Annotated in this window: 17 protein-coding genes; 12 read left to right on the top strand and 5 right to left on the bottom strand. The window is 44.8% G+C overall.

The window, feature by feature from the left end; translation table 11 throughout:
* Nucleotides 1-17: 17 nt before the first annotated feature.
* Nucleotides 18-1,256, top strand: coding sequence for a PepSY-associated TM helix domain-containing protein (locus AAC006_RS06465; protein ID WP_339890932.1), 1,239 nt, complete (start codon nucleotides 18-20; stop codon nucleotides 1,254-1,256).
* A 45-nt stretch (nucleotides 1,257-1,301) separates the two neighbouring features.
* On the opposite strand, the gene AAC006_RS06460 is transcribed toward AAC006_RS06465, so the two are convergent.
* Entirely contained in the window at nucleotides 1,302-2,696 is a 1,395-nt protein-coding gene (locus AAC006_RS06460; RefSeq protein ID WP_339890931.1) for a sensor histidine kinase, read from the bottom strand.
* On the bottom strand, nucleotides 2,693-3,382 hold the full coding sequence (locus AAC006_RS06455; RefSeq protein ID WP_126872396.1) for a response regulator transcription factor: 690 nt from the start codon (nucleotides 3,380-3,382) through the stop codon (nucleotides 2,693-2,695). The genes AAC006_RS06460 and AAC006_RS06455 overlap by 4 nt, the downstream gene beginning before the upstream one ends.
* Nucleotides 3,383-3,556: 174 nt before the next feature.
* Here AAC006_RS06455 and AAC006_RS06450 point away from each other — a divergent pair, with 174 nt between their 5' ends.
* From AAC006_RS06450 to AAC006_RS06405, 10 genes are all read left to right on the top strand, one after another.
* The gene (locus AAC006_RS06450; protein WP_339890930.1) at nucleotides 3,557-4,294 is read left to right on the top strand and encodes an META domain-containing protein; all 738 of its coding nucleotides are present in this window, start codon (nucleotides 3,557-3,559) and stop codon (nucleotides 4,292-4,294) included.
* A 290-nt stretch (nucleotides 4,295-4,584) separates the two neighbouring features.
* The gene (locus AAC006_RS06445) at nucleotides 4,585-5,760 is read left to right on the top strand and encodes a methyl-accepting chemotaxis protein (RefSeq protein WP_339348820.1); all 1,176 of its coding nucleotides are present in this window, start codon (nucleotides 4,585-4,587) and stop codon (nucleotides 5,758-5,760) included.
* A gap of 59 nt (nucleotides 5,761-5,819) precedes the next feature.
* Complete coding sequence (locus AAC006_RS06440) at nucleotides 5,820-6,185, top strand: response regulator (protein WP_013785776.1); 366 nt, start codon at nucleotides 5,820-5,822, stop codon at nucleotides 6,183-6,185.
* A gap of 36 nt (nucleotides 6,186-6,221) precedes the next feature.
* Complete coding sequence (locus AAC006_RS06435; protein WP_339348785.1) at nucleotides 6,222-8,330, top strand: chemotaxis protein CheW; 2,109 nt, start codon at nucleotides 6,222-6,224, stop codon at nucleotides 8,328-8,330.
* Nucleotides 8,327-8,830, top strand: a complete 504-nt coding sequence (locus AAC006_RS06430) for a chemotaxis protein CheW (RefSeq protein WP_126872400.1) — start codon at nucleotides 8,327-8,329, stop codon at nucleotides 8,828-8,830. Before AAC006_RS06435 ends, AAC006_RS06430 begins: the two co-directional genes overlap by 4 nt.
* A gap of 51 nt (nucleotides 8,831-8,881) precedes the next feature.
* On the top strand, nucleotides 8,882-11,056 hold the full coding sequence (locus tag AAC006_RS06425; protein WP_339348784.1) for a methyl-accepting chemotaxis protein: 2,175 nt from the start codon (nucleotides 8,882-8,884) through the stop codon (nucleotides 11,054-11,056).
* Between the two features lie 3 nt (nucleotides 11,057-11,059).
* A complete protein-coding gene (locus tag AAC006_RS06420; RefSeq protein WP_339348783.1) occupies nucleotides 11,060-11,890 on the top strand; it encodes a CheR family methyltransferase in 831 nt (276 codons plus the stop codon).
* Nucleotides 11,891-11,904: 14 nt separating this feature from the next.
* Nucleotides 11,905-12,537 carry a chemoreceptor glutamine deamidase CheD gene (gene cheD, locus AAC006_RS06415; RefSeq protein ID WP_288389493.1) on the top strand — a complete coding sequence of 211 codons (633 nt, stop codon included), beginning with the start codon at nucleotides 11,905-11,907 and terminating at the stop codon, nucleotides 12,535-12,537.
* Complete coding sequence (locus AAC006_RS06410) at nucleotides 12,509-13,555, top strand: chemotaxis response regulator protein-glutamate methylesterase (RefSeq protein ID WP_339348782.1); 1,047 nt, start codon at nucleotides 12,509-12,511, stop codon at nucleotides 13,553-13,555. The genes cheD and AAC006_RS06410 overlap by 29 nt, the downstream gene beginning before the upstream one ends.
* 411 nt (nucleotides 13,556-13,966) lie before the next feature.
* Nucleotides 13,967-14,230: a hypothetical protein gene (locus AAC006_RS06405; RefSeq protein ID WP_339348781.1), complete on the top strand. Its 264-nt coding sequence runs from the start codon at nucleotides 13,967-13,969 to the stop codon at nucleotides 14,228-14,230.
* Nucleotides 14,231-14,261: 31 nt separating this feature from the next.
* On the opposite strand, the gene AAC006_RS06400 is transcribed toward AAC006_RS06405, so the two are convergent.
* Together AAC006_RS06400 and htpX are read right to left on the bottom strand one after the other, a co-directional pair.
* Nucleotides 14,262-14,942 (bottom strand): haloacid dehalogenase type II, encoded by a 681-nt coding sequence (locus tag AAC006_RS06400; RefSeq protein WP_339348780.1) that lies wholly within the window; start codon nucleotides 14,940-14,942, stop codon nucleotides 14,262-14,264.
* A 17-nt stretch (nucleotides 14,943-14,959) separates the two neighbouring features.
* Nucleotides 14,960-15,844 carry a protease HtpX gene (htpX, locus tag AAC006_RS06395; RefSeq protein WP_339348779.1) on the bottom strand — a complete coding sequence of 295 codons (885 nt, stop codon included), beginning with the start codon at nucleotides 15,842-15,844 and terminating at the stop codon, nucleotides 14,960-14,962.
* Nucleotides 15,845-15,885: 41 nt separating this feature from the next.
* Between htpX and AAC006_RS06390 the strand changes: the two genes are divergently transcribed.
* Nucleotides 15,886-16,059 (top strand): hypothetical protein, encoded by a 174-nt coding sequence (locus tag AAC006_RS06390; RefSeq protein WP_339348778.1) that lies wholly within the window; start codon nucleotides 15,886-15,888, stop codon nucleotides 16,057-16,059.
* On the opposite strand, the gene AAC006_RS06385 is transcribed toward AAC006_RS06390, so the two are convergent.
* Nucleotides 16,034-18,295, bottom strand: coding sequence for a TonB-dependent receptor (locus AAC006_RS06385; protein WP_339348777.1), 2,262 nt, complete (start codon nucleotides 18,293-18,295; stop codon nucleotides 16,034-16,036). The genes AAC006_RS06390 and AAC006_RS06385 overlap by 26 nt on opposite strands.
* Nucleotides 18,296-18,379 lie beyond the last annotated feature (84 nt).

Below are 18,379 nucleotides of genomic sequence, written 5' to 3'. Positions count from 1 at the left end.
ACTAGGTCGTTAACCCGATGGTGTCTAAAACTATAAAGAAGTGGGTCTTTTGGACCCACCTTATTGCCGGCTTAATAGCCGGCATATTTGTTTTGTGTATGTCTTTTACAGGCGTATTACTAACCTATGAACGGCAAATTGTAGAGTTCAGTGAAAGGCTGCATGATGTAGAGCCTGCTAAGTTGTCTACAGATGTAAGTGAAACGGCTGTGCAACACGAAGGCGAGGGCATAGGCGAGAACACTGATACACAAGCACATAGCGCCGCTAGGGCGCGCATTAGCACCGATGAAGTGGTTACAATTTTACAGGCATTGAAGCCTAACGAACCACATATCTATGTTCGTTGGGTAAACCGCGAAGGCGCAGCTATCCCTGCTTGGGCGGGGCGACACAGCTTTTTGCTACACCCTTATACTGGCGAAATTCTACGAGAAGGCGAGGGCATGGTGGGGGAGTTTTTCCATGTGGTCACCGACTTTCATCGTTATTTATCTCTTGCGGGCGACTATCGCGTGGTGGGTAAAAACATCACAGCGTATGCCAACTTAGTATTCCTCTTTCTAATCGTAAGTGGCCTGTATTTATGGTTGCCTAAGCGTTTAAATTTAAGAGCTTTTAAACAGCAGGTTCTATTACCCAAAACTTACCAGAATTCCCATCATCGAAATCGTCAGTGGCATGTCGTCTTCGGTATCTGGTGTTTAATACCGCTATTTGTTATTACCTTAACCGCCACTATTTTTCATTTCGATTGGGCCAATAAAGCCATATATGGCGCCTTTGGTGAAAGTGTACCGACGCGGGAGCAGCATGAGGAAATTACCAGTTTAGCGGCTGACGTGGTGCCCTATGAAACGCTGTTTAATGCAGCCCAGCAACACGCCAACGCGAATGGCTACGCAGATTGGTATTCAATGTGGATGGAAATAGGTGAAGATATTCATGAAGCACGTTTTTTCATTGATAAAAGCATAGGGCATAGGCAAGAGCTTGCGTATTCGCTTTTTTTCGATACCCAGACGGGAGAAGTAACCAAGGTGCTAAGAAAGCAAGATTGGTCTGCTGGTGGTCAAGCGTGGGGCACGGCTCGCTTTCTACATACCGGTGAATACTTTGGGGTTGTGGGCCAAACCGTGGCAGGGGTGGTGTCCTTGCTTGCTTGTGTGCTGGTGTATACCGGCATTGTATTGGCGTGGCGCAGATTAGTCAGCGAGCCTAAACGGTTGCGTGAAAATGCAGGGGCAAATTCTTAAATCAATATCGCTCTTATCGCTAAAATACGCAGGTATGAGTGAATATTAGCGAGCTGTGGTGGATGAGCTAGGCAATTCAATTTGAATTTTTAGCCCACTGCGCTGGCCGGCGACATCAGTATAATTTCGAGCTTTGATAGTACCGCCCACGGCCTCAATTTGTCGGTGGGCTAACGCCAACCCTAAACCAAAGCCAGTGCTTTGCGATGTATCTATTCGTTCGCCTTTGGATACTCTGGCTTTATCTACCCGAAAGAAAGGCTTAAAGATGTCCCCAAGCATATGTTCAGGCACACCGGGGCCATTGTCTTTTACACATAGCCGGTAACCCTTCTCGGTGCTGCTGAGCAGTACCTCTACTTCCGATTTTTCTGGGGTATGCCGCAATGCGTTGCGAATAATATTCTCTATTGCTTGGCCCAATGCTATTTGGCTGCTTTGGGTCAGCGGCGCTTTTTTTGGCAGCGTGCTAACAAGGTTTTTGTCGGGGTATTCGAATCGTGCGTCTTCGCATATAACCTGTATTAATTCCACCAAATCGAAGTCTTCAGCGTTTAACTGTGGAGACTCGGTATTTAACCAAGCGAGAGTAAGCGTGTCTTCCACTAGGTTGCGCATAGTAGATGCTTCGTAGCGAAGTCGCGCTAATGCTTGTTGCGGGTTAATTTGCTGCTCTACAAAATCAACCGCCATATCTATACGTGTTAAGGGTGTACGCAATTCATGAGACAAATCTGCTAGCAACTGACGTTGATTATAAATAAGTTTGCTGGTTCTATCGGCCATCATATCGAAAGTAACGGCTAAGCGGGTAAGCTCGTCATTCCGCTCAAGCAGCGATGCATTGGTTCTTACATCATAATGCCCGGCGCTGAAAGATTTTGTGACGTTTTCCAGCTTTCTTAAAGGCGACATAACGTGGCGGTATAACACTAAACTTAATATGCACAGTAATATTAGCGGCAGTGCAATTTGCAGCATGGCATTGGCATATAGCAGCATGGCACCTGGGCGCATGCGTTGGGGTAGTTCAATTAAAAGGTGGGTATTGGCGTCGGCAAAGGGAATTTCCATTACGGGGTTTTGCTGAAAATATAAGTGTATTTTCCACTCCACACTTCTGCCGTATTGAAAGCGGTCGAAAAAGGGTTTGTAGATAGTAGAGTCGGCCAGAGGAGTAATCTCTGAACTGACTACGCCTACCCACGTTTGCTCTTTTTCTTGAAGCATCTTAAGCCAAACTGACAAGGCTTCTTCGCCTTCATTTGTCCAAATTTCATCGGCTTTTTTTCCGTAATCTAGCAATTGCTGTTGATGTTCTTGTGCAATAAAGCTCATGCTAGATTCGGTATGATTTGTTAACCAGTCAATGGCCCAAAACAGCAGTACAGTACCCACGCCAATAACAGTACACATTCGCCAAAACAGGGTATATTTCATGAAAACCGATAGCCCTTTCCGTGAAGCGTAGAAAGCCTTTCTGGCGGCATACCTGCTTCTACTAACTTTTTACGTACACGGCTGATGTGCATGTCCAAACTTCTATCGTAACGGCTGAATGGCCTGTTAAGCACGCTTTGATATAAGAAGGCTTTGGTCATCACTTCATGGTGATTTTCTAGCAACACCCATAACAACTTAAATTGAATGGGGGTGAGCTCAACGTCGTGACCTGAAAAGCAAACATCTTGCTTTATTCGGTTAAGTTGAAGCTCATCAATGATTAACTGTGAAGCTTGTTTGGGGGGGATAGCGTCTCGCTGGCTACGACGTAGTAAAGCCTCTATTCTAAGCATCATTTCTGTGAAGTTAAACGGCTTAGGCAAGTAATCATCAGCGCCTTTTCTATAGCCTTCAATACGCTCTTGTTCAGCGCCACTGGCGGTAATCATCATTACCGGAGTATGCTTAACTTTTCGAATTTGATTCAAAACAGCCAAGCCATTCAGCGAAGGTAACAAAATATCGAGTAAAATAAGATCGAAGCTTTCCTGCAGCGCCGCTAACAAGCCTTTCTGGCCATCTAGGCACTGCGTAGTGGTAAACCCTTTTTCTTTTAGCAGCCTAGCTACCTGATCGCTAAGGGTTATATCGTCTTCTATTATTAAAATGCGAGCGGCAGACATAGTATGTACCCAAGTTGAGAGACTACATGCTATTGATAATTGTTATTATTTGCAAGTTGGTTGAGGTATCGCTTCCAAATAGTGAGCATATTTGCTACTTTCAGGCCACATTACGCAATATTGTACATAAGTACCTTTATCTTTTTCTTCATCTTAAAACGGCTAGGATCAGTCATGCCTTCTTATTTTAATAATTCACTTTTAATTGTATTGAGTCTGCTTTTTATCATCACTGGTTGTAGTAATAACGCCAGTCAAATGTCCTCAGACGCAGACTCAGTGAGCGAAGATGAATCTGCAACCACCCTAACCGGTACTTGGCAGGTGGAGAGCATCGACATGGGTGGCATTATCGATAGCAGTATGATGACCGTAGAGTTAGTAACAAAAAATAGAATTTCCGGCTTTACTGGCTGTAATCAATTCTCAGGCATACTTAATTTACAAGCGGGCGAATTAGCAGAAGGTGAGTTTGCAACGTCTAAACTGGCAACGACTCGCCGCGCGTGTGTAAGTGCCATGTCAGCGCAAGAACAGCGATTTGTGAAAGCGCTAGAAGCGGCAAGCCGTTACGAAATTCAAAAGGGCACCTGGTTGGTTATTTATGATAATGCCGGTAAGCAAAGACTGAAGTTAATAAAAATGTCCGCACAAGACACGGCGAAGAATGAAAAAATGGATGCTGCTACCACAGGAACGCATCAGTTTAATTGTGCGACAGCAGGAAACATTGTGGTGCGCTTTTTAGGCCCAGATACCATTAAGTTATCTGAAAATGGTAATATTCATATATTACAGCATGCCCGTTCAGCCTCAGGAGCGCGTTATATTGGCATGAATACAGAATTTTGGAATAAGGGAAGTTCAGCCGTTCTTAGCCTTCAAAATCAATCTTATTCATGCAGCAAATAACCAATTAATGACTTTTGAGTTTAAAACTACACTTTCCCGCCTTTTATAGGTTTTTTTGCACATATAGCAGTTTTTCGCATCTCGTTACTTGCCAACTTTCCAAATTGGGTACTACGCTTAGTCCATATTGTAATCAACACTGACTAACGCGTTGCCTACTTACTCCCCTTCAATGTACAGAGTAAGTACCTTTATGACATTGAACACACGTCATGCATATTTCGCTCGGTTTAATCGGGCGTGATGAAGGAGTAGTGGCAAAGTATAAGGAGATCCTTTTGCATTCAAACGTGGAAAGTTCATCTACACATTCAAAAAGTAGCGCTAACCTCTATCTGGTGGGCGTAGTGGTAGGGTTATTAGCGGCTTGGGCTCTGTTCTTTCTAGGCTCAGCGCTGTTCGGCTTTGTTTTGCTTACGGTGGTATTAATCGGCTTTGTCGCTTATTCGTCAAGTAAGAACACCTCGTCTGATGCTAATTCCTCTATGGAAGAAACACAGTCCAGCACCAGTCATGTAGAAGATAATATTGCATTAGCAGGGGGGGAGATTGCGCATTCGCTATCAATATGTGAGGGCAATTTATCTTCTATTAGAACAACCCAAGATGATGCTGTTGTTACCCTTAGCCAAGCCTTTACCAGTTTAAAAGACCTTGTGGCAGAACAGGTTAATTGCATTGATGCCCTGCTAAGCGTTGATGCATCAAACAGCACCGCTTACTCAGATAAAATGCGCAATTTTGCTCAAGATACCGACAGCACCCTTGTAAGCTTTATCGATTCCACAGAAAAAATGTCTTCTTCAACGCAGCATTTAATGAGCCAAGTACAAATCATTCAACAAGCAATGCCTACGGTTATCGATGCCCTTAGCGGAATAGACGATATTTCAGCCCAAACTAATTTGCTAGCGTTAAATGCAGCCATTGAAGCGGCGCGAGCCGGTGAAGCGGGAAGGGGCTTTGCCGTGGTGGCCGATGAAGTACGGGCGTTATCTACCCGCTCAACCCAGTTCAGTGATGTTATTAAGAAGCAGGTAGAAAATATTAAAGGTCTGGTAGATAAGCTCACAGAAACTGCCGAGTTCGTTGCTTCTCAAGATATTTCCCATGTGGTTGAAGCCAAAGACCATATCAGTAAAGAGCTAAAAGACATTATTCGCAAAGCAGAATCAGATCAAGTTACCACCAAGCAACTAGAGGGTATTGGCCAACAACTTGATGATGCAATAAATAACGCGATAAGAGGCATGCAGTTTGGCGATATAAATGGCCAGCACATTAATTATACGAAAGATATTGTGAAATTTATTATCGAGCGACTCCAACAATTAGAGCCTGAAAATTTGGAAGCATTTGCTTCTGAATTAAAGGCTTACCAACAAGCGCTTGCCCAACGAGGAAAAACCGATCATAACCCAGTATCTGCAACATCCATGCAGTCGGGAGAGGTAGAGTTATTCTAGGGTACAAAGGATTTTGACATCAAAAGTTATTACTTTTAAGCAGTGAGGGAATAGAAAGGATGAGCAAGCATATTTTAGTAGTCGACGATTCTATATCAATTCGTCAAATGGTAGAGATGACCTTAAAAGGTGCTGGCTACACGGTTACTACCGCACAAGATGGTCAAGAAGCATTAGACAAATGTAAGTCTCAGCAATTTGGGTTTGTATTGACTGACCAAAATATGCCTCGCATGGACGGTTTAACACTCATCAAAAATTTACGTAGTTTAAGCGGTTTCAATCGTACGCCTATTGTAATGCTTACCACAGAAGCAGGCCCAGAGATGAAAGCCAAAGGGAAAGCGGCGGGTGCTACAGGTTGGATGGTGAAGCCTTTCGATCCTAATAAGCTGCTAGATGTGACAAAGCGCGTTTTGGGCTAATCCTCTTCACATCATACCGGCCTGGAAGGATTCAGAATGAGCATCGATATTGAGCAATTTCATGGCGTGTTTTTTGACGAGAGCGATGAGCATCTCGACGACATGGAACAACTGCTAATTAGCCTTGATGTAGACTCGCCTGACCCGGAAGAACTCAACAGTATTTTCCGCGCGGCCCATTCTATAAAAGGGGGCAGTGGCATTTTTGGTTTCAATGCCCTAATGAACCTTACCCATGTAATGGAAAACCTGCTAGATAAAGCCCGTAATCAAGAGATATCTGTTACCACCAATATCGTTAACCTGTTACTAGAAACCCTTGATGTATTAAAAGCGACGTTATCTGCCTATCGCGATCAGGTCGATGTGCCAGAACAAGCCATTGCCGTCAGTATTACCAAGCTGGAAAGGGCGCTATCTGAAACCCAAGGTGCAGCCGCGGCTGATACTTCTAACGATGTCGATAACGCTAACGGCTTTGACAATAGCAACGGCAGTTCAGATGCTGACAGCAGCGATAGTTCAAATGACAACAGCGACGCCTTTGGCTTTTTTGATGATGAGCCCGACCTCACCACAAACATTAGCCAACAGACCGAGATTAACGACGTTGAGTTGTCCACACAAAGTGATGATGGTTTTGGGTTCTTTGATGATACGCCAAGCGAAGCAGTCGCTAGCGCAGAAGACGACGGCTTCGGCTTTTTTGATGAACCAGAAATGCAGGTCTCTACACCAGCAGCCAGCGATAACAGCTATGGCTTTTTCGATACAACAGAGCTGCCTGAAAACAAGGCAACGCCTGACAATTCTGAAGCCGTAGTTTCACCTAAACTATTTGTGCTAGACCCTATTGCGGCAAAGGGTACAGGTGAAACATCTGCATTAAAGAAAAAGTCACCGCCAAAAGCGAGTGATGCTGCGCCGCCTATTAAGACGAATAAAAAAAGTGTTGGTCGCGATAGCGCTTCCATTCGAGTGGATACCAAAAAAATCGACTCTATGGTTAATTTAGTCGGCGAGCTCGTTATCACTCAATCTATGCTGTCGATGATTGGACAGGAAGTAGATGGGCAAGTAGGTGAGCGTTTGCAAGTGGCGATAGACGAGCTGCAGCGCAATACTCGTGAAATTCAAGAATCGGTAATGTCAGTCAGAATGTTACCGCTAACAGCTACATTTAATCGCTTCCCTAGGCTAGTTCGTGATTTGGCTGGCAAGCTAGATAAAAAAGTTGATTTAGTTTTACAAGGCGCGAATACAGAAATTGACAAAAGCCTGATTGAAAAGCTTGTCGACCCATTAACGCATTTGGTTAGAAACAGTATCGATCACGGTATTGAGTTGCCCGAAAAGCGACGTGCCGCCGGTAAGCCCGAAATGGGAACCGTCATTCTAGGCGCTGAGCAAAAAGGCGGCAGTATTATTATTAAAATCATAGATGATGGCGGCGGGCTGAATAGGGCGCGTATTTTGGAAAAAGCACGTTCCAATGGTTTAACTGTTAATGATGACATGCCAGATAGCGAAGTCTGGCAGCTTATCTTTCAAGCCGGTTTTTCAACTGCCGAAGCGGTAACCGATGTGTCAGGCCGTGGTGTGGGTATGGATGTAGTAAGGCGGAATATTGAAGCCATTGGTGGGCGGATTGAAATAGAGTCTTCATTAGGCGAGGGCTCGGGCTTTTTCATACATTTACCGCTTACCCTCGCTATTGTTGATGGCATGTGCGCGTCAGTTGGCAATCAGATTTTTGTCATACCTTTGCTCAACATTGTGGAGTCTTTTCAGCCCACTGCCAGTCAACTTAAAACCCTAGGCAACGATACGGTGCTTTATGTACGTGACCAATATTGGCCGCTTGTTCCACTTCACGATTATATGGACGTAGAAAACGCCAACCGTAAACCCACAGAAGCCATTGTTGTATTACTTGAAAGCAGTAAGAAACGCTTTGGAGTACTTGTAGACGCCTTAGTTGGCCAGCAACAAGTGGTAATAAAGAGCCTAGAAGCTCACTATCGAAAAGTGGCTGGACTTGCCGGCGCTACTATTATGGGCGACGGAAAAGTTGCGCTTATTATCGATGCTGACTCTATCGCAACTACTTATACGTCAAGTCAATTGGAGGACATGCTCGCATGAGTGATACCGCATTACATCAGGCTGTTATTGGGGGCGATGACAAGGAATATCTAAGTTTCGTACTTGCCGATGAGCACTACGCTTTAGATATCAAAACGGTAAAAGAAATTCGTGGCTACGAGCAAGTCACTAAAATTGCTAATGCGCCAGCGTTTATCAAAGGGGTAATCAATTTGCGAGGGGACATTGTGCCTATTGTAGATTTGCGCCTTAAGTTCAACGTTGGCGAAGCCACTTATACCGAATTTACCATTGTGATTATGCTCAATATACAAGATCGCATTGTAGGTATTGTGGTCGATGGCGTATCGGATGTTATTCGGTTAATGGAAGACCAAATTCTAGCACCACCTGAATTTGGTGTGGCTTTTGATAGCCGATACTTGCACGGGTTGGCAGATGTAGATGGTCAGATGGTTATTCTGGTGAATATTGAAAGCCTTATCACCAGTGAAGAAATGGGCTTAGTTGCTCCCCAAAGCGTTAACGAAGACGCGTAACAGCTAAGACGGCAACGGTAAAAAATTTCGCAAATTTAGGATGAACTGGTTATGGGCGTGTTTAACTTTCTCAACAATGATGAGCTTAAAGCTGCACAGCACGAAGCGCAGCTCAAAACGCAAATTCTCGATGCATGCACCGCAAGCATTATGGTAATTGATGGCGCGGGTAATATTGTATATCACAACCCTGCTTTTTTAGCGCTGGCGAAGCAATGCCCTGATGATTTTACGGTTTCCACTCATGGCGGCCATGCTTCTTTAAAAGGGCAAAATTTATCGGCAGTTATTAAAGGTAATACCCAACTGCTGAATCAAATATTGCAGTGCCGAGAAGAAAGTCTTTATGCGCAATTGGCTGAGAGTGTGTTTACCCTCAATATTACCCCGCTTAGTGCGTCAAGCTCAGAGCCCGCTCAGTATGTTGTGCAATGGAGTGATAACGAACAGGAAGATCAACACGCGGGTATGGTTAGTGCCATTAACCAAAGCCAAGCGGTTATTCTTTTTTCTCCCGATGGCAATATTGTTAAAGCGAATGAAAATTTTCTGTCAGCCATGGGCTACTCAGAAAGCGAAATTGAAGGCAAACATCACAGCCTGTTTGTTACTCGAGAATACGCCAGTAGCCAAGAATACAAAGACTTTTGGTCGGTATTACGAAGCGGTGAAGCTCACAGCGGAGAATTTTGCCGCGTAAATAACAAGGGCGAAGACGTTTGGATCCAAGCTTCTTACAACCCTATTTTAGACAGCAACGGGCAACCTTTTAAGGTGGTGAAATTCGCCACTGATATTACCGCTGAAAAAGCTAAGAACGCTTACTTCGAAGGGCAACTAATCGCCATAAGCAAATCTCAAGCGGTTATCGAGTTTGATTTAGATGGCGTGATTTTAGATGCCAACAGTAATTTCTTATCGGCGCTTGGTTACACCCTAGATGAAGTGAAAGGAAAGCATCACAGCATATTTGTAGAACCTGCTTTTAAAAACAGCCCAGAATACGCCGCCTTTTGGGAGCAATTGCGCAAAGGGGTATATGCTAGTGGCGAGTACAAGCGTATTAGTAAACTAGGTAATGCTGTTTATATTCAGGCTTCGTACAATCCCATACTCGATCAAAATGGCAACCCCTTTAGGGTAGTGAAGTACGCTACCGACATTACGGGGCGCACGGTAGCAGTAGACAGTATTAAAGCCGTGATGTCTAAGCTTACCGAAGGTGATTTACTGCATAACATTGAAGAACCACTAGATGGCGACTTTAAAGTGCTTGGTGAGTCAATCAACCAGTTCGTGGATGAACTACGCGACACCATTATCAAAATTCACGATGCGGTAGAAACCATCGATACAGCTTCTAATGAAATTGCGACAGGAAACGCCGACTTATCCAGTCGAACCGAGCAGCAAGCATCTAGCCTGGAAGAAACTGCATCGGCCATGGAAGAGCTTACCGGTACGGTAAAATTAAATGCGGAAAATGCCGACCAAGCAAAAGGTTTGGCTAGTCAGGCATCTGATGTGGCATCAGAAGGCGGAAAGGTGATTGAACAAGTAGTTCATACCATGGGGGAAATCAACGATTCGGCCCAGCGCATTTCTGACATTATTGGTGTTATTGATGGCATTGCATTTCAAACCAACATATTAGCCCTAAACGCCGCGGTAGAAGCGGCGCGAGCTGGCGAGCAAGGCCGCGGATTTGCGGTAGTAGCATCGGAAGTACGCACATTAGCCCAGCGCTCAGCAGAAGCGGCTAAAGATATTAAAGGCCTTATTTCAACCTCGGTAGAGAAGATTACGAACGGCAATGTGTTGGTGAATAAGTCTGGTGAAACCATGGCAGATATTGTGACGGCAATTAAGCGGGTGAACGACATTATGTCAGAAATTGCCGCAGCAAGTTCCGAGCAAGCCACCGGTATTCAAGAGGTCAACAACGCTGTTGTGCAAATGGATGAAATGACCCAACAAAATGCAGCACTTGTAGAGGAAGCGGCAGCCGCCGCAGACAGTATGAGGCAGCAGTCTGGGCAATTAGCACAGCGGGTAGCTGTATTTAAAGTGGAACAACAGAGCTTTAGTTCAGCCTCAACGTCATCGAATAGCATGGCATCGTTTCCTACATCCTCTCCAAGAGCGATATCGGGGCCGGGGCCTTCTAAGCCAAGAGTATCGTTAAACCCAATGTCGCCGGATGAAGCAGAATGGGAGGCCTTTTAGTGTATGACCGAGTTACACGAAGTAGTGGCGCAAAGGGAATTTGCCTACAGTCGACGAGACTTCGATAGAGTTAGGCGGCTACTGTTTGAGCGTGCCGGTATTCGCCTAGCCGACTCTAAAGATGCCATGGTGTATAGCCGCTTAGCGCGGCGCTTGCGCATATTAAAATTAACCCGTTTCAAAGACTACTTGGAAATGGTGGCCCACAACCACCAAGAACAAGAGCATTTTGTTAATGCGCTGACGACAAATTTAACCTCTTTTTTCAGAGAACCTCATCATTTTGAAGCGCTTTCAACGTACTTAAAGCAGCATCCCAACATAAAACGCATTTGGTGTTCGGCCAGTAGTACAGGGGAGGAGCCTTATTCCATCGCGATGACAGTGGCATCGGTATTTGGCACTTTTACTCCTCCGGTGACTATTGTTGCCACTGATATCGATAGCCGTGTGCTACAAAAAGCCGCCGCAGGGATTTACAGTGCAAATGGGATTGAGCAATTACCTCCTCACTATCGGCAACAGTTTTTCTACAAAGGCAAAGGCGCGCAGTTAGGGAAAGTGCGTGTGGCCGATGAACTGAGGCGTATGGTGCAGTTTGAAACCCTAAACCTGATGTCGCCCACATGGGACATTGAAAGCCCAATAGATATTATTTTTTGTCGAAACGTCATGATCTACTTCGATCGAGACACCCAGCGCAAAATTCTATCCCGAATGGTTAAGTTAATGACACCTGAGGGAATGTATGTAGCCGGTCATTCTGAAAACTTCACTATGTACCCTGAGTTGGTACGGCCTATGGGTAAAACTATTTACCGGCCAGTAAATTAAAAGGGGTTAGCAGTATGAGCCAAGATGAACAACCTATCAGTTACTTCGACAACCGATTTCGAAAAGAAGCCGTTAAATTATTACCAGGGCAGTACGTTGCCACCGCTTCTAATAAGGTGTTAGTCACTATTTTAGGGTCTTGTGTTGCCGCATGTATTTACGACCCAGAAAAGAAGATTGGCGGCATGAACCATTTTATGTTGCCTGAATTGAATTTAGCCAGCGAGCTAGACAGCAACCTTGCATCTAAATACGGTGTGCATGCTATGGATATGCTTATTGAAAAACTCATCACACTAGGGGCAAGAAAGGAAAAGCTGGTGGCTAAAGCTTTTGGCGGCGGCAAAGTGCTTGCTGGGTTTGTGCAACAAGATATTGGCAGAATTAACGCTGAGTTTGTTGTTAACTATTTAACTAGGGAAAACATTCCACTATTAAATAGTGACTTAATGTCCGACTACGCCCGCAAAATATACTTTCTGCCGGATGAAGGTAATGTATATATGAAGCGAATTAGAAATTTTAATAATACCAGTTTGTATGAGCGTGAATCTAGCCACCGCGTGCTGCTATCTCAGCAAGCCAATCCCGATGATTTCTCGCTAACGGAGCCTGACAATGCCCATCAAAGTTCTCGTGGTAGATGACTCTGCACTTATCAGGCAGTTATTATCTGAAATTATTAATAATGAAGCTGACATGCTTTTGGTTGGTGCGGCACCCGATGCATTTGTAGCGAAAAAAATGGTGCAAGAGTTTAAGCCTAATGTGATCACCCTTGATATTGAAATGCCCAAGGTAGATGGCTTACGGTTTTTAGAAGTTATGATGAAAGCATGCCCTACACCGGTTGTTATGGTGTCTACGTTAACGGAAAAAGGGGCTGATGCTACACTTCGTTCGTTAGAACTAGGTGCAGTAGATTTTGTACCAAAACCTAAGCTAGGTGTGGCGCAAGGTATGGAAGAGTATCGCTCGGTAATAACGGAAAAAATTAGAATGGCGGCACACTCCACATTAAGTGCACCTACCCAATCACGCGCATCCCAACATGCTGCTATGCGCTACACGGGTAGCGAAAAAGTGATAGGAATGGGCGCGTCTACTGGCGGTACAGAAGCGATTAAAGATGTACTCATGCATTTCCCTAAAAACGCGCCAGCCACTGTTATTACCCAGCATATGCCGCCGGGCTTTACGACAACCTACGCCCGTAGGCTAAACAGCCTGTGTGAAATAGAGGTAAGTGAAGCGAAAGGCGGTGAGCGTCTGTTACCGGGGCATGCTTATTTAGCGCCGGGTGATAAGCACTTGGTTGTTGAACGCAGTGGCGCAGATTATCGTATTGCCTTATCTGATGCCCCAAGAGAATCGGGCCACAAACCTTCGGTAGACGTGCTTTTTAATTCACTAGCGGCTAATGCTGGGGCAAATGCTGTAGGGGTGTTGCTAACCGGTATGGGACGTGACGGCGCTAACGGTTTATTGCAAATGAAACAACAAGGCGCCACTACCTTCTGCCAAGATGAAAAAAGCTGTGTTGTGTTTGGTATGCCCAAGGTGGCAATAGAATTAAATGCGGCCAGCTACGTTACACCGCTAGTTTCGCTAGCAGATGCTATACTCGATACGTTAGAGTCGATTGGCGTGGGTACACGGCTTTAATTAGATTTTGTTTAATCTATGTTGTCGCTAAGTTTTCCACTTGGCTTGTTAGCTGATTTAATTGATGTTTTAATAAAGCGGATTTGTTGTCACGATAACATTGCTGTTACAGGAAGCTGTTACTGTAACCTCAACTAAGGAAGGGTTCTCGTGAAAGCTCACACCAGGTCGATAACAAGATAAGAAACATTAGCAACACCTCTAAAATCATGAGCAATACGAATACATGATGAGGTAAACAAAAGGCATGGGACGTTGCGGTATACCTCAATTTATTATCATTAGGTATAATTCGTAACACCTAAAAATAAGATCATAATTGCTATAGTTTCAACACAATCAGGGTATCGGATAGCCTTGTCTCTATCTAAATAAATGAGCTTGAACTATATCAGGCCGTTGGGGAATCGTATGAAACAGCAAGCTATAATCGCATCAGTCGCATTAGTAATTTCTTCTGCAGCCTTAGCAAATGGCGGGTTTCAGCCAACCGCTAAAGCGTGCGTGAATGTGGGTAAAGAAATTTCACGAGTTAGTGGTGAAATGGATGCAGCGAAATCGGGTATTCAAAAGTCTTGGTTAAAGCGCCAGTTGGGTGCGCTAGAAACTAAGCGTTCAAACTGTTCGAGTTACGGGTTTAAAGGCAGACAATTAGTGGCTAAAACTGATAACTAAAGCCTGCTACACTTTATATACCAAGGGTGCTTTATGCGCCCTTTTTCATTTCTTGCTCAAGCCCAGTTAAACTTTCTACGTTCAAGTCGGGTGCAAGCCCCAACGGATACATCATTTTGCCAGGTCTGTTTACAAACGTGGTTTGCATACCTATGGCCTTTGCACCACTCACATCCCACCCATGTGCCGCTACCATCATGGCATCTTTTGGCTCAACGCCAACTTCTTTGCACGCCCAGCGATACGCATCGGGGTAAGGCTTATATGTTTTAATTTTTTCTGTACTAAGTACATGGGTAAAGCACTCAACGATACCTGCAAATTCCAGTTGCGTTTTTAGCCCTTCAATAGAGGAGTTGGATAGCGCCACCAACGGCACGTTTAATGACTGAAGCTTTGAAAGTGTCGGCTTCACATCATCATGCGCTGGAAGCTTGGTAACGTGGCTCTTTATGGCGTTGAGGGCTTCATCTTCAGATACGCTAAAACCTTTACTATGCGCCACCATCACCAAGGCAGCTGCCCCAATGTTGATAAAATCATGAAATTGGTTAGAAGCTATATCGACAAGCGAGTGATGCAAAAGGTTGGCGAACCACAAATCGACTAAATCTTCATTGCCACCGAGTAATGGCGCTAAACCATGCTTCATTTCTGCCATATCAAGCAAGGTTTCGTTAATATCGAAAAAAATCGCTTTAGGTGGTGGCACAGTAGTAACTCCCTTTATTATTGCGCTTTCGCGCGACGTCTAAGCACATCTATACGCTTATCTAGGGGCGGGTGGCTCATAAATAATTCTGAAAATGCCGACTTACCCGAAATGCCAAAGGCCATCATGGTGCCATCTAACTGACTTTCACTGTTCGATTTTAAGCGCGTTAACGCCGCTATCATTTTTTGTCTGCCCGCTAATTTGGCTGAGCCTGCATCGGCCCGGTATTCACGTTGACGGGAAAACCACATCACAATAATGCTAGCCAAAATACCAAACAGCATTTCAAGTACAAACACAATGCCGTAATAAGCAAAGCCCCCTAAAGCGCCGCCTCCGCTATTGTTGCCACGGGTGGCGTTAGAAATAGCGCCTGCAATAACCCGTGCTAAGAAGATAACAAAGGTGTTCACTACTCCTTGAATTAACGTAAGGGTAACCATGTCGCCATTGGCAATGTGAGATACTTCGTGGGCAAGCACCGCTTCCGCTTCATCTTCGCTCATACCATTTAATAAGCCACTGCTTACGGCAACTAAGGCATTGTTCTTATTCATACCGGTTGCAAAGGCGTTTATTTCAGGTGAGTCGTAAATTGCTACCTCTGGCATGCCAATACCCGCCTTTTTAGCTTGGGCAGATACCATATTAATTAACCAGTGTTCAGTTGGGGTGGTGGGGTTATCAATCACCTGGGCACCCGTGCTTCGTTTGGCAATCCATTTCGACATGGCTAATGAAATAAGCGCACCGCCAAAACCAAATACCGCAGAGAAAACTAATAGCCCAGTAATACTGCGGTTATCAATACCAAAAGCAGCAAACACAATATTCAGCACAATACCTAGCACTAACACTACGGCTAAGTTGGTAACAAGGAATAAGAAAACCCGTTTCATATAATGTCTCAACAATAAGGTAAAAGGTTAAGGTAAAAGTTATGGCAAAGCGTTATGGTAAAGTGCCCAGCAAAAGAGCCAGTACAATAACTATATTATGGTGGCGAAATATGGCGCTTCAAAGAGGGGGTAATAAAAAAGCCGATGAAATGATCACCGGCTTTGGATTGGTAGCTTATAGTCTGTTAATTAAAAGAACAGGTAAGACACGCTAAGCTTCATGCTTCTTGGCATAATGTAGCGGCCGTTAGGTGAATCAGGGTTTCTAGGATCGCCCTCGGTAATGCCTTGTTCGTCTGTTAGGTTGTCGATAGACAATTGAACGCGAAGAGCATCGGTAGGCTCAAGTGTCATGCCCACATCAACTTTTTCATACCCTTCTAACACTACCGTATTTTCGTTATCGCCAAAGCGGTCGTCTACGGCCGATAAAGTACCGTATACTGTGGCATACATATCGCCCACGTCGAAACCGTAGCTTGGGGTCATACGTACTTGCCAACCAGGCTGACGCTGCGCTTCATTACCTTCATTGGTTGCACTAGCCGTAATTTCGGTTTCTTGTAGCGTTGCATTTACGCTAAGTGAGAAACCTGAGTCATGGTTGTACTTTCCGTCAAACTCGATACCGTATGCTTCATTCGTTAAAATTTCAGCTGGTGCACCTGGCAGGCGAACAAAGGTATCGCCTTTTACTTCGTTAGCAAACGCCGTAGCGAAAAACTGAATATTGTCATTCATGTATTTATAGCCAAGCTCGCCTTGGGTAACTTCTTTAATTAAGTCGTTGCCGCCAGTGTACGCTCCCCAGTTATCACGAAAGTCATCGAAATAAGGCATTTTGTAGCCACGGTTCATACGTACGAACACGCCGCTAAAGTCATTAAGCGCGTAGTTAGCCCCTAACGTCCACGAGGTTTTGTTTTCGTCATACTCTAAGGCTTTATTTATTACGCCATCTAAGCCTTCATCAACTGAGTAGCTTACTTCATGGTTCTCACGGCGAAGCCCAAAGTCGATGCTTAAGTCTTCAGTGGCGTACCAGTTGCTGGTGGCGTACAGTGCAAATGTGCTGGCATCGCCTACCGAGTTTATATCGTAGCTCCAGCCACAGCCTTCAGCACTGCTATTACATGCAATTCCGTCTAGCATTTCGCCGCCAGGCACTAATGCATAGTAAGCTTGGTTACCAATGCTCCACCAGTCTTCTGCTTTGGTGGTTGCGCTATAAATACCCAAAGAGGTATCGAAGTTGTCCCACGATTTAGATACGGCTAAGTCGTTAGTGAAAGACTCAACGTCTTTCAGTACTACCCAACGGCCAATTTGTTGAATAGGGGTGTCGCCATCGTAGGTGTTTCCAGTAACTGCACCCGTTGCGCTTTCTCCGTTATCAGCAACTTCAGCCACGGTTATAGCTGAACCATCTGGCACTAAACCAAAGGTGTTTGCTGCGCCTTTAGTTAGGTTGAATCGGTCAACTAAATGCCAGCCGCCGCCTAATTCAAGCTTTAAGCTACCACCACTCACATGACCATCCCAGCCGCGACCGTCGCCAAAGTCGAATGACTCAGAGGTAGCATTGTCTGGACCGAAGTTGATGGTGGCTTGACGGTTCAACGGGCCTATTTGCGTATAGTTTGCATCAATGCCATCTACGTTTAACGGCGTAGGCAAATACCAAGTGCCATGATCGTCAGTTTGGCGTGTATAAAGGTTTAGCTCACCTTTATCAAAAATTTTGGTTAGATTAACAGTGAATTGGTTGCCCTCTTCAGAGCTAAACCCAGCATCGCGAATACCATCAGAGCTTTTTACGTAACCGCCTACCATGTAGTAAAGGTCGTCGGCTAGTGCACCGCTAAGTACAAGATCAACGCGATTCAAACCATAATCTGATACTGTGTATTTCACACTGGCTTCAGTATCTTCACCGCCGCGTTTTAAGCGAAAGTTGGTGGTTAAACCGGGTTGGCCGTTACTCACTACCGGGTTAGGACCACCCCGTAAGCCTTCAACCATTTCAATGGTGTCATCAATTCTAAACATCTGAGAGTTTTCTAAGAACGATAAGGTTGAAGCTGGGTAAATAGGCGAACCTTCCAGTGAAATAGTAAGGAAAGGTGCATCACCACCACCTGGGAACCCTCGAACAAATACATTCGCGCCTGACTCACCGCCAGAGCTTTCTACCCAAACACCTGGTATGGCTTTGAATAAATCGGCAGTAGATTTTGGTGCTAGTTTTTCAATGTCGCTGGCATCAATATTCGTAACAGCGAAGCTTGCATCAATTTTTCTTATCCCTGCGCCGCCTGGCGTTCCACTTACTACAATAACTTCAGTATTTTCTGCAGTAGCTTGTTTTGTTTCTTCTTGTGCAAAGGCTGTTTGGGTTAACGCTAAAGAAATTGCAGTGGCTAGCATTCCTTTTGTGAACAACGTTTTCATGGTGTGTGCTCCTGAAAATAATTTTTGGGCGTTGTTAACCGAATGCGTGAAACAGGTTAAAAAATTGTCACTCGCTTCGGGAAT

Origin of the sequence: uncultured Alteromonas sp. (assembly GCF_963976965.1) — a bacterium.
GTDB classification, from domain to species: Bacteria; Pseudomonadota; Gammaproteobacteria; order Enterobacterales; family Alteromonadaceae; genus Alteromonas; species Alteromonas naphthalenivorans.
The sequence above is the reverse complement of the archived record's forward strand: the minus strand, read 5'-3'. Positions and strand labels throughout refer to the sequence as shown.

What these genes read in the sequence shown, in the direction of transcription:
- AAC006_RS06420 (WP_339348783.1), top strand. Translation starts at nt 11,060, where the DNA reads ATGACCGAGTTACACGAAGTAGTGGCGCAAAGGGAATTTGCCTACAGT.
- AAC006_RS06460 (WP_339890931.1), bottom strand. Translation starts at nt 2,696, where the DNA reads ATGAAATATACCCTGTTTTGGCGAATGTGTACTGTTATTGGCGTGGGT.
- AAC006_RS06390 (WP_339348778.1), top strand. Translation starts at nt 15,886, where the DNA reads ATGGCAAAGCGTTATGGTAAAGTGCCCAGCAAAAGAGCCAGTACAATA.
- AAC006_RS06385 (WP_339348777.1), bottom strand. Translation starts at nt 18,295, where the DNA reads ATGAAAACGTTGTTCACAAAAGGAATGCTAGCCACTGCAATTTCTTTA.
- AAC006_RS06425 (WP_339348784.1), top strand. Translation starts at nt 8,882, where the DNA reads ATGGGCGTGTTTAACTTTCTCAACAATGATGAGCTTAAAGCTGCACAG.
- AAC006_RS06435 (WP_339348785.1), top strand. Translation starts at nt 6,222, where the DNA reads ATGAGCATCGATATTGAGCAATTTCATGGCGTGTTTTTTGACGAGAGC.
- AAC006_RS06450 (WP_339890930.1), top strand. Translation starts at nt 3,557, where the DNA reads ATGCCTTCTTATTTTAATAATTCACTTTTAATTGTATTGAGTCTGCTT.
- AAC006_RS06440 (WP_013785776.1), top strand. Translation starts at nt 5,820, where the DNA reads ATGAGCAAGCATATTTTAGTAGTCGACGATTCTATATCAATTCGTCAA.
- cheD (WP_288389493.1), top strand. Translation starts at nt 11,905, where the DNA reads ATGAGCCAAGATGAACAACCTATCAGTTACTTCGACAACCGATTTCGA.
- AAC006_RS06430 (WP_126872400.1), top strand. Translation starts at nt 8,327, where the DNA reads ATGAGTGATACCGCATTACATCAGGCTGTTATTGGGGGCGATGACAAG.
- AAC006_RS06410 (WP_339348782.1), top strand. Translation starts at nt 12,509, where the DNA reads ATGCCCATCAAAGTTCTCGTGGTAGATGACTCTGCACTTATCAGGCAG.
- AAC006_RS06465 (WP_339890932.1), top strand. Translation starts at nt 18, where the DNA reads ATGGTGTCTAAAACTATAAAGAAGTGGGTCTTTTGGACCCACCTTATT.
- AAC006_RS06405 (WP_339348781.1), top strand. Translation starts at nt 13,967, where the DNA reads ATGAAACAGCAAGCTATAATCGCATCAGTCGCATTAGTAATTTCTTCT.
- htpX (WP_339348779.1), bottom strand. Translation starts at nt 15,844, where the DNA reads ATGAAACGGGTTTTCTTATTCCTTGTTACCAACTTAGCCGTAGTGTTA.
- AAC006_RS06455 (WP_126872396.1), bottom strand. Translation starts at nt 3,382, where the DNA reads ATGTCTGCCGCTCGCATTTTAATAATAGAAGACGATATAACCCTTAGC.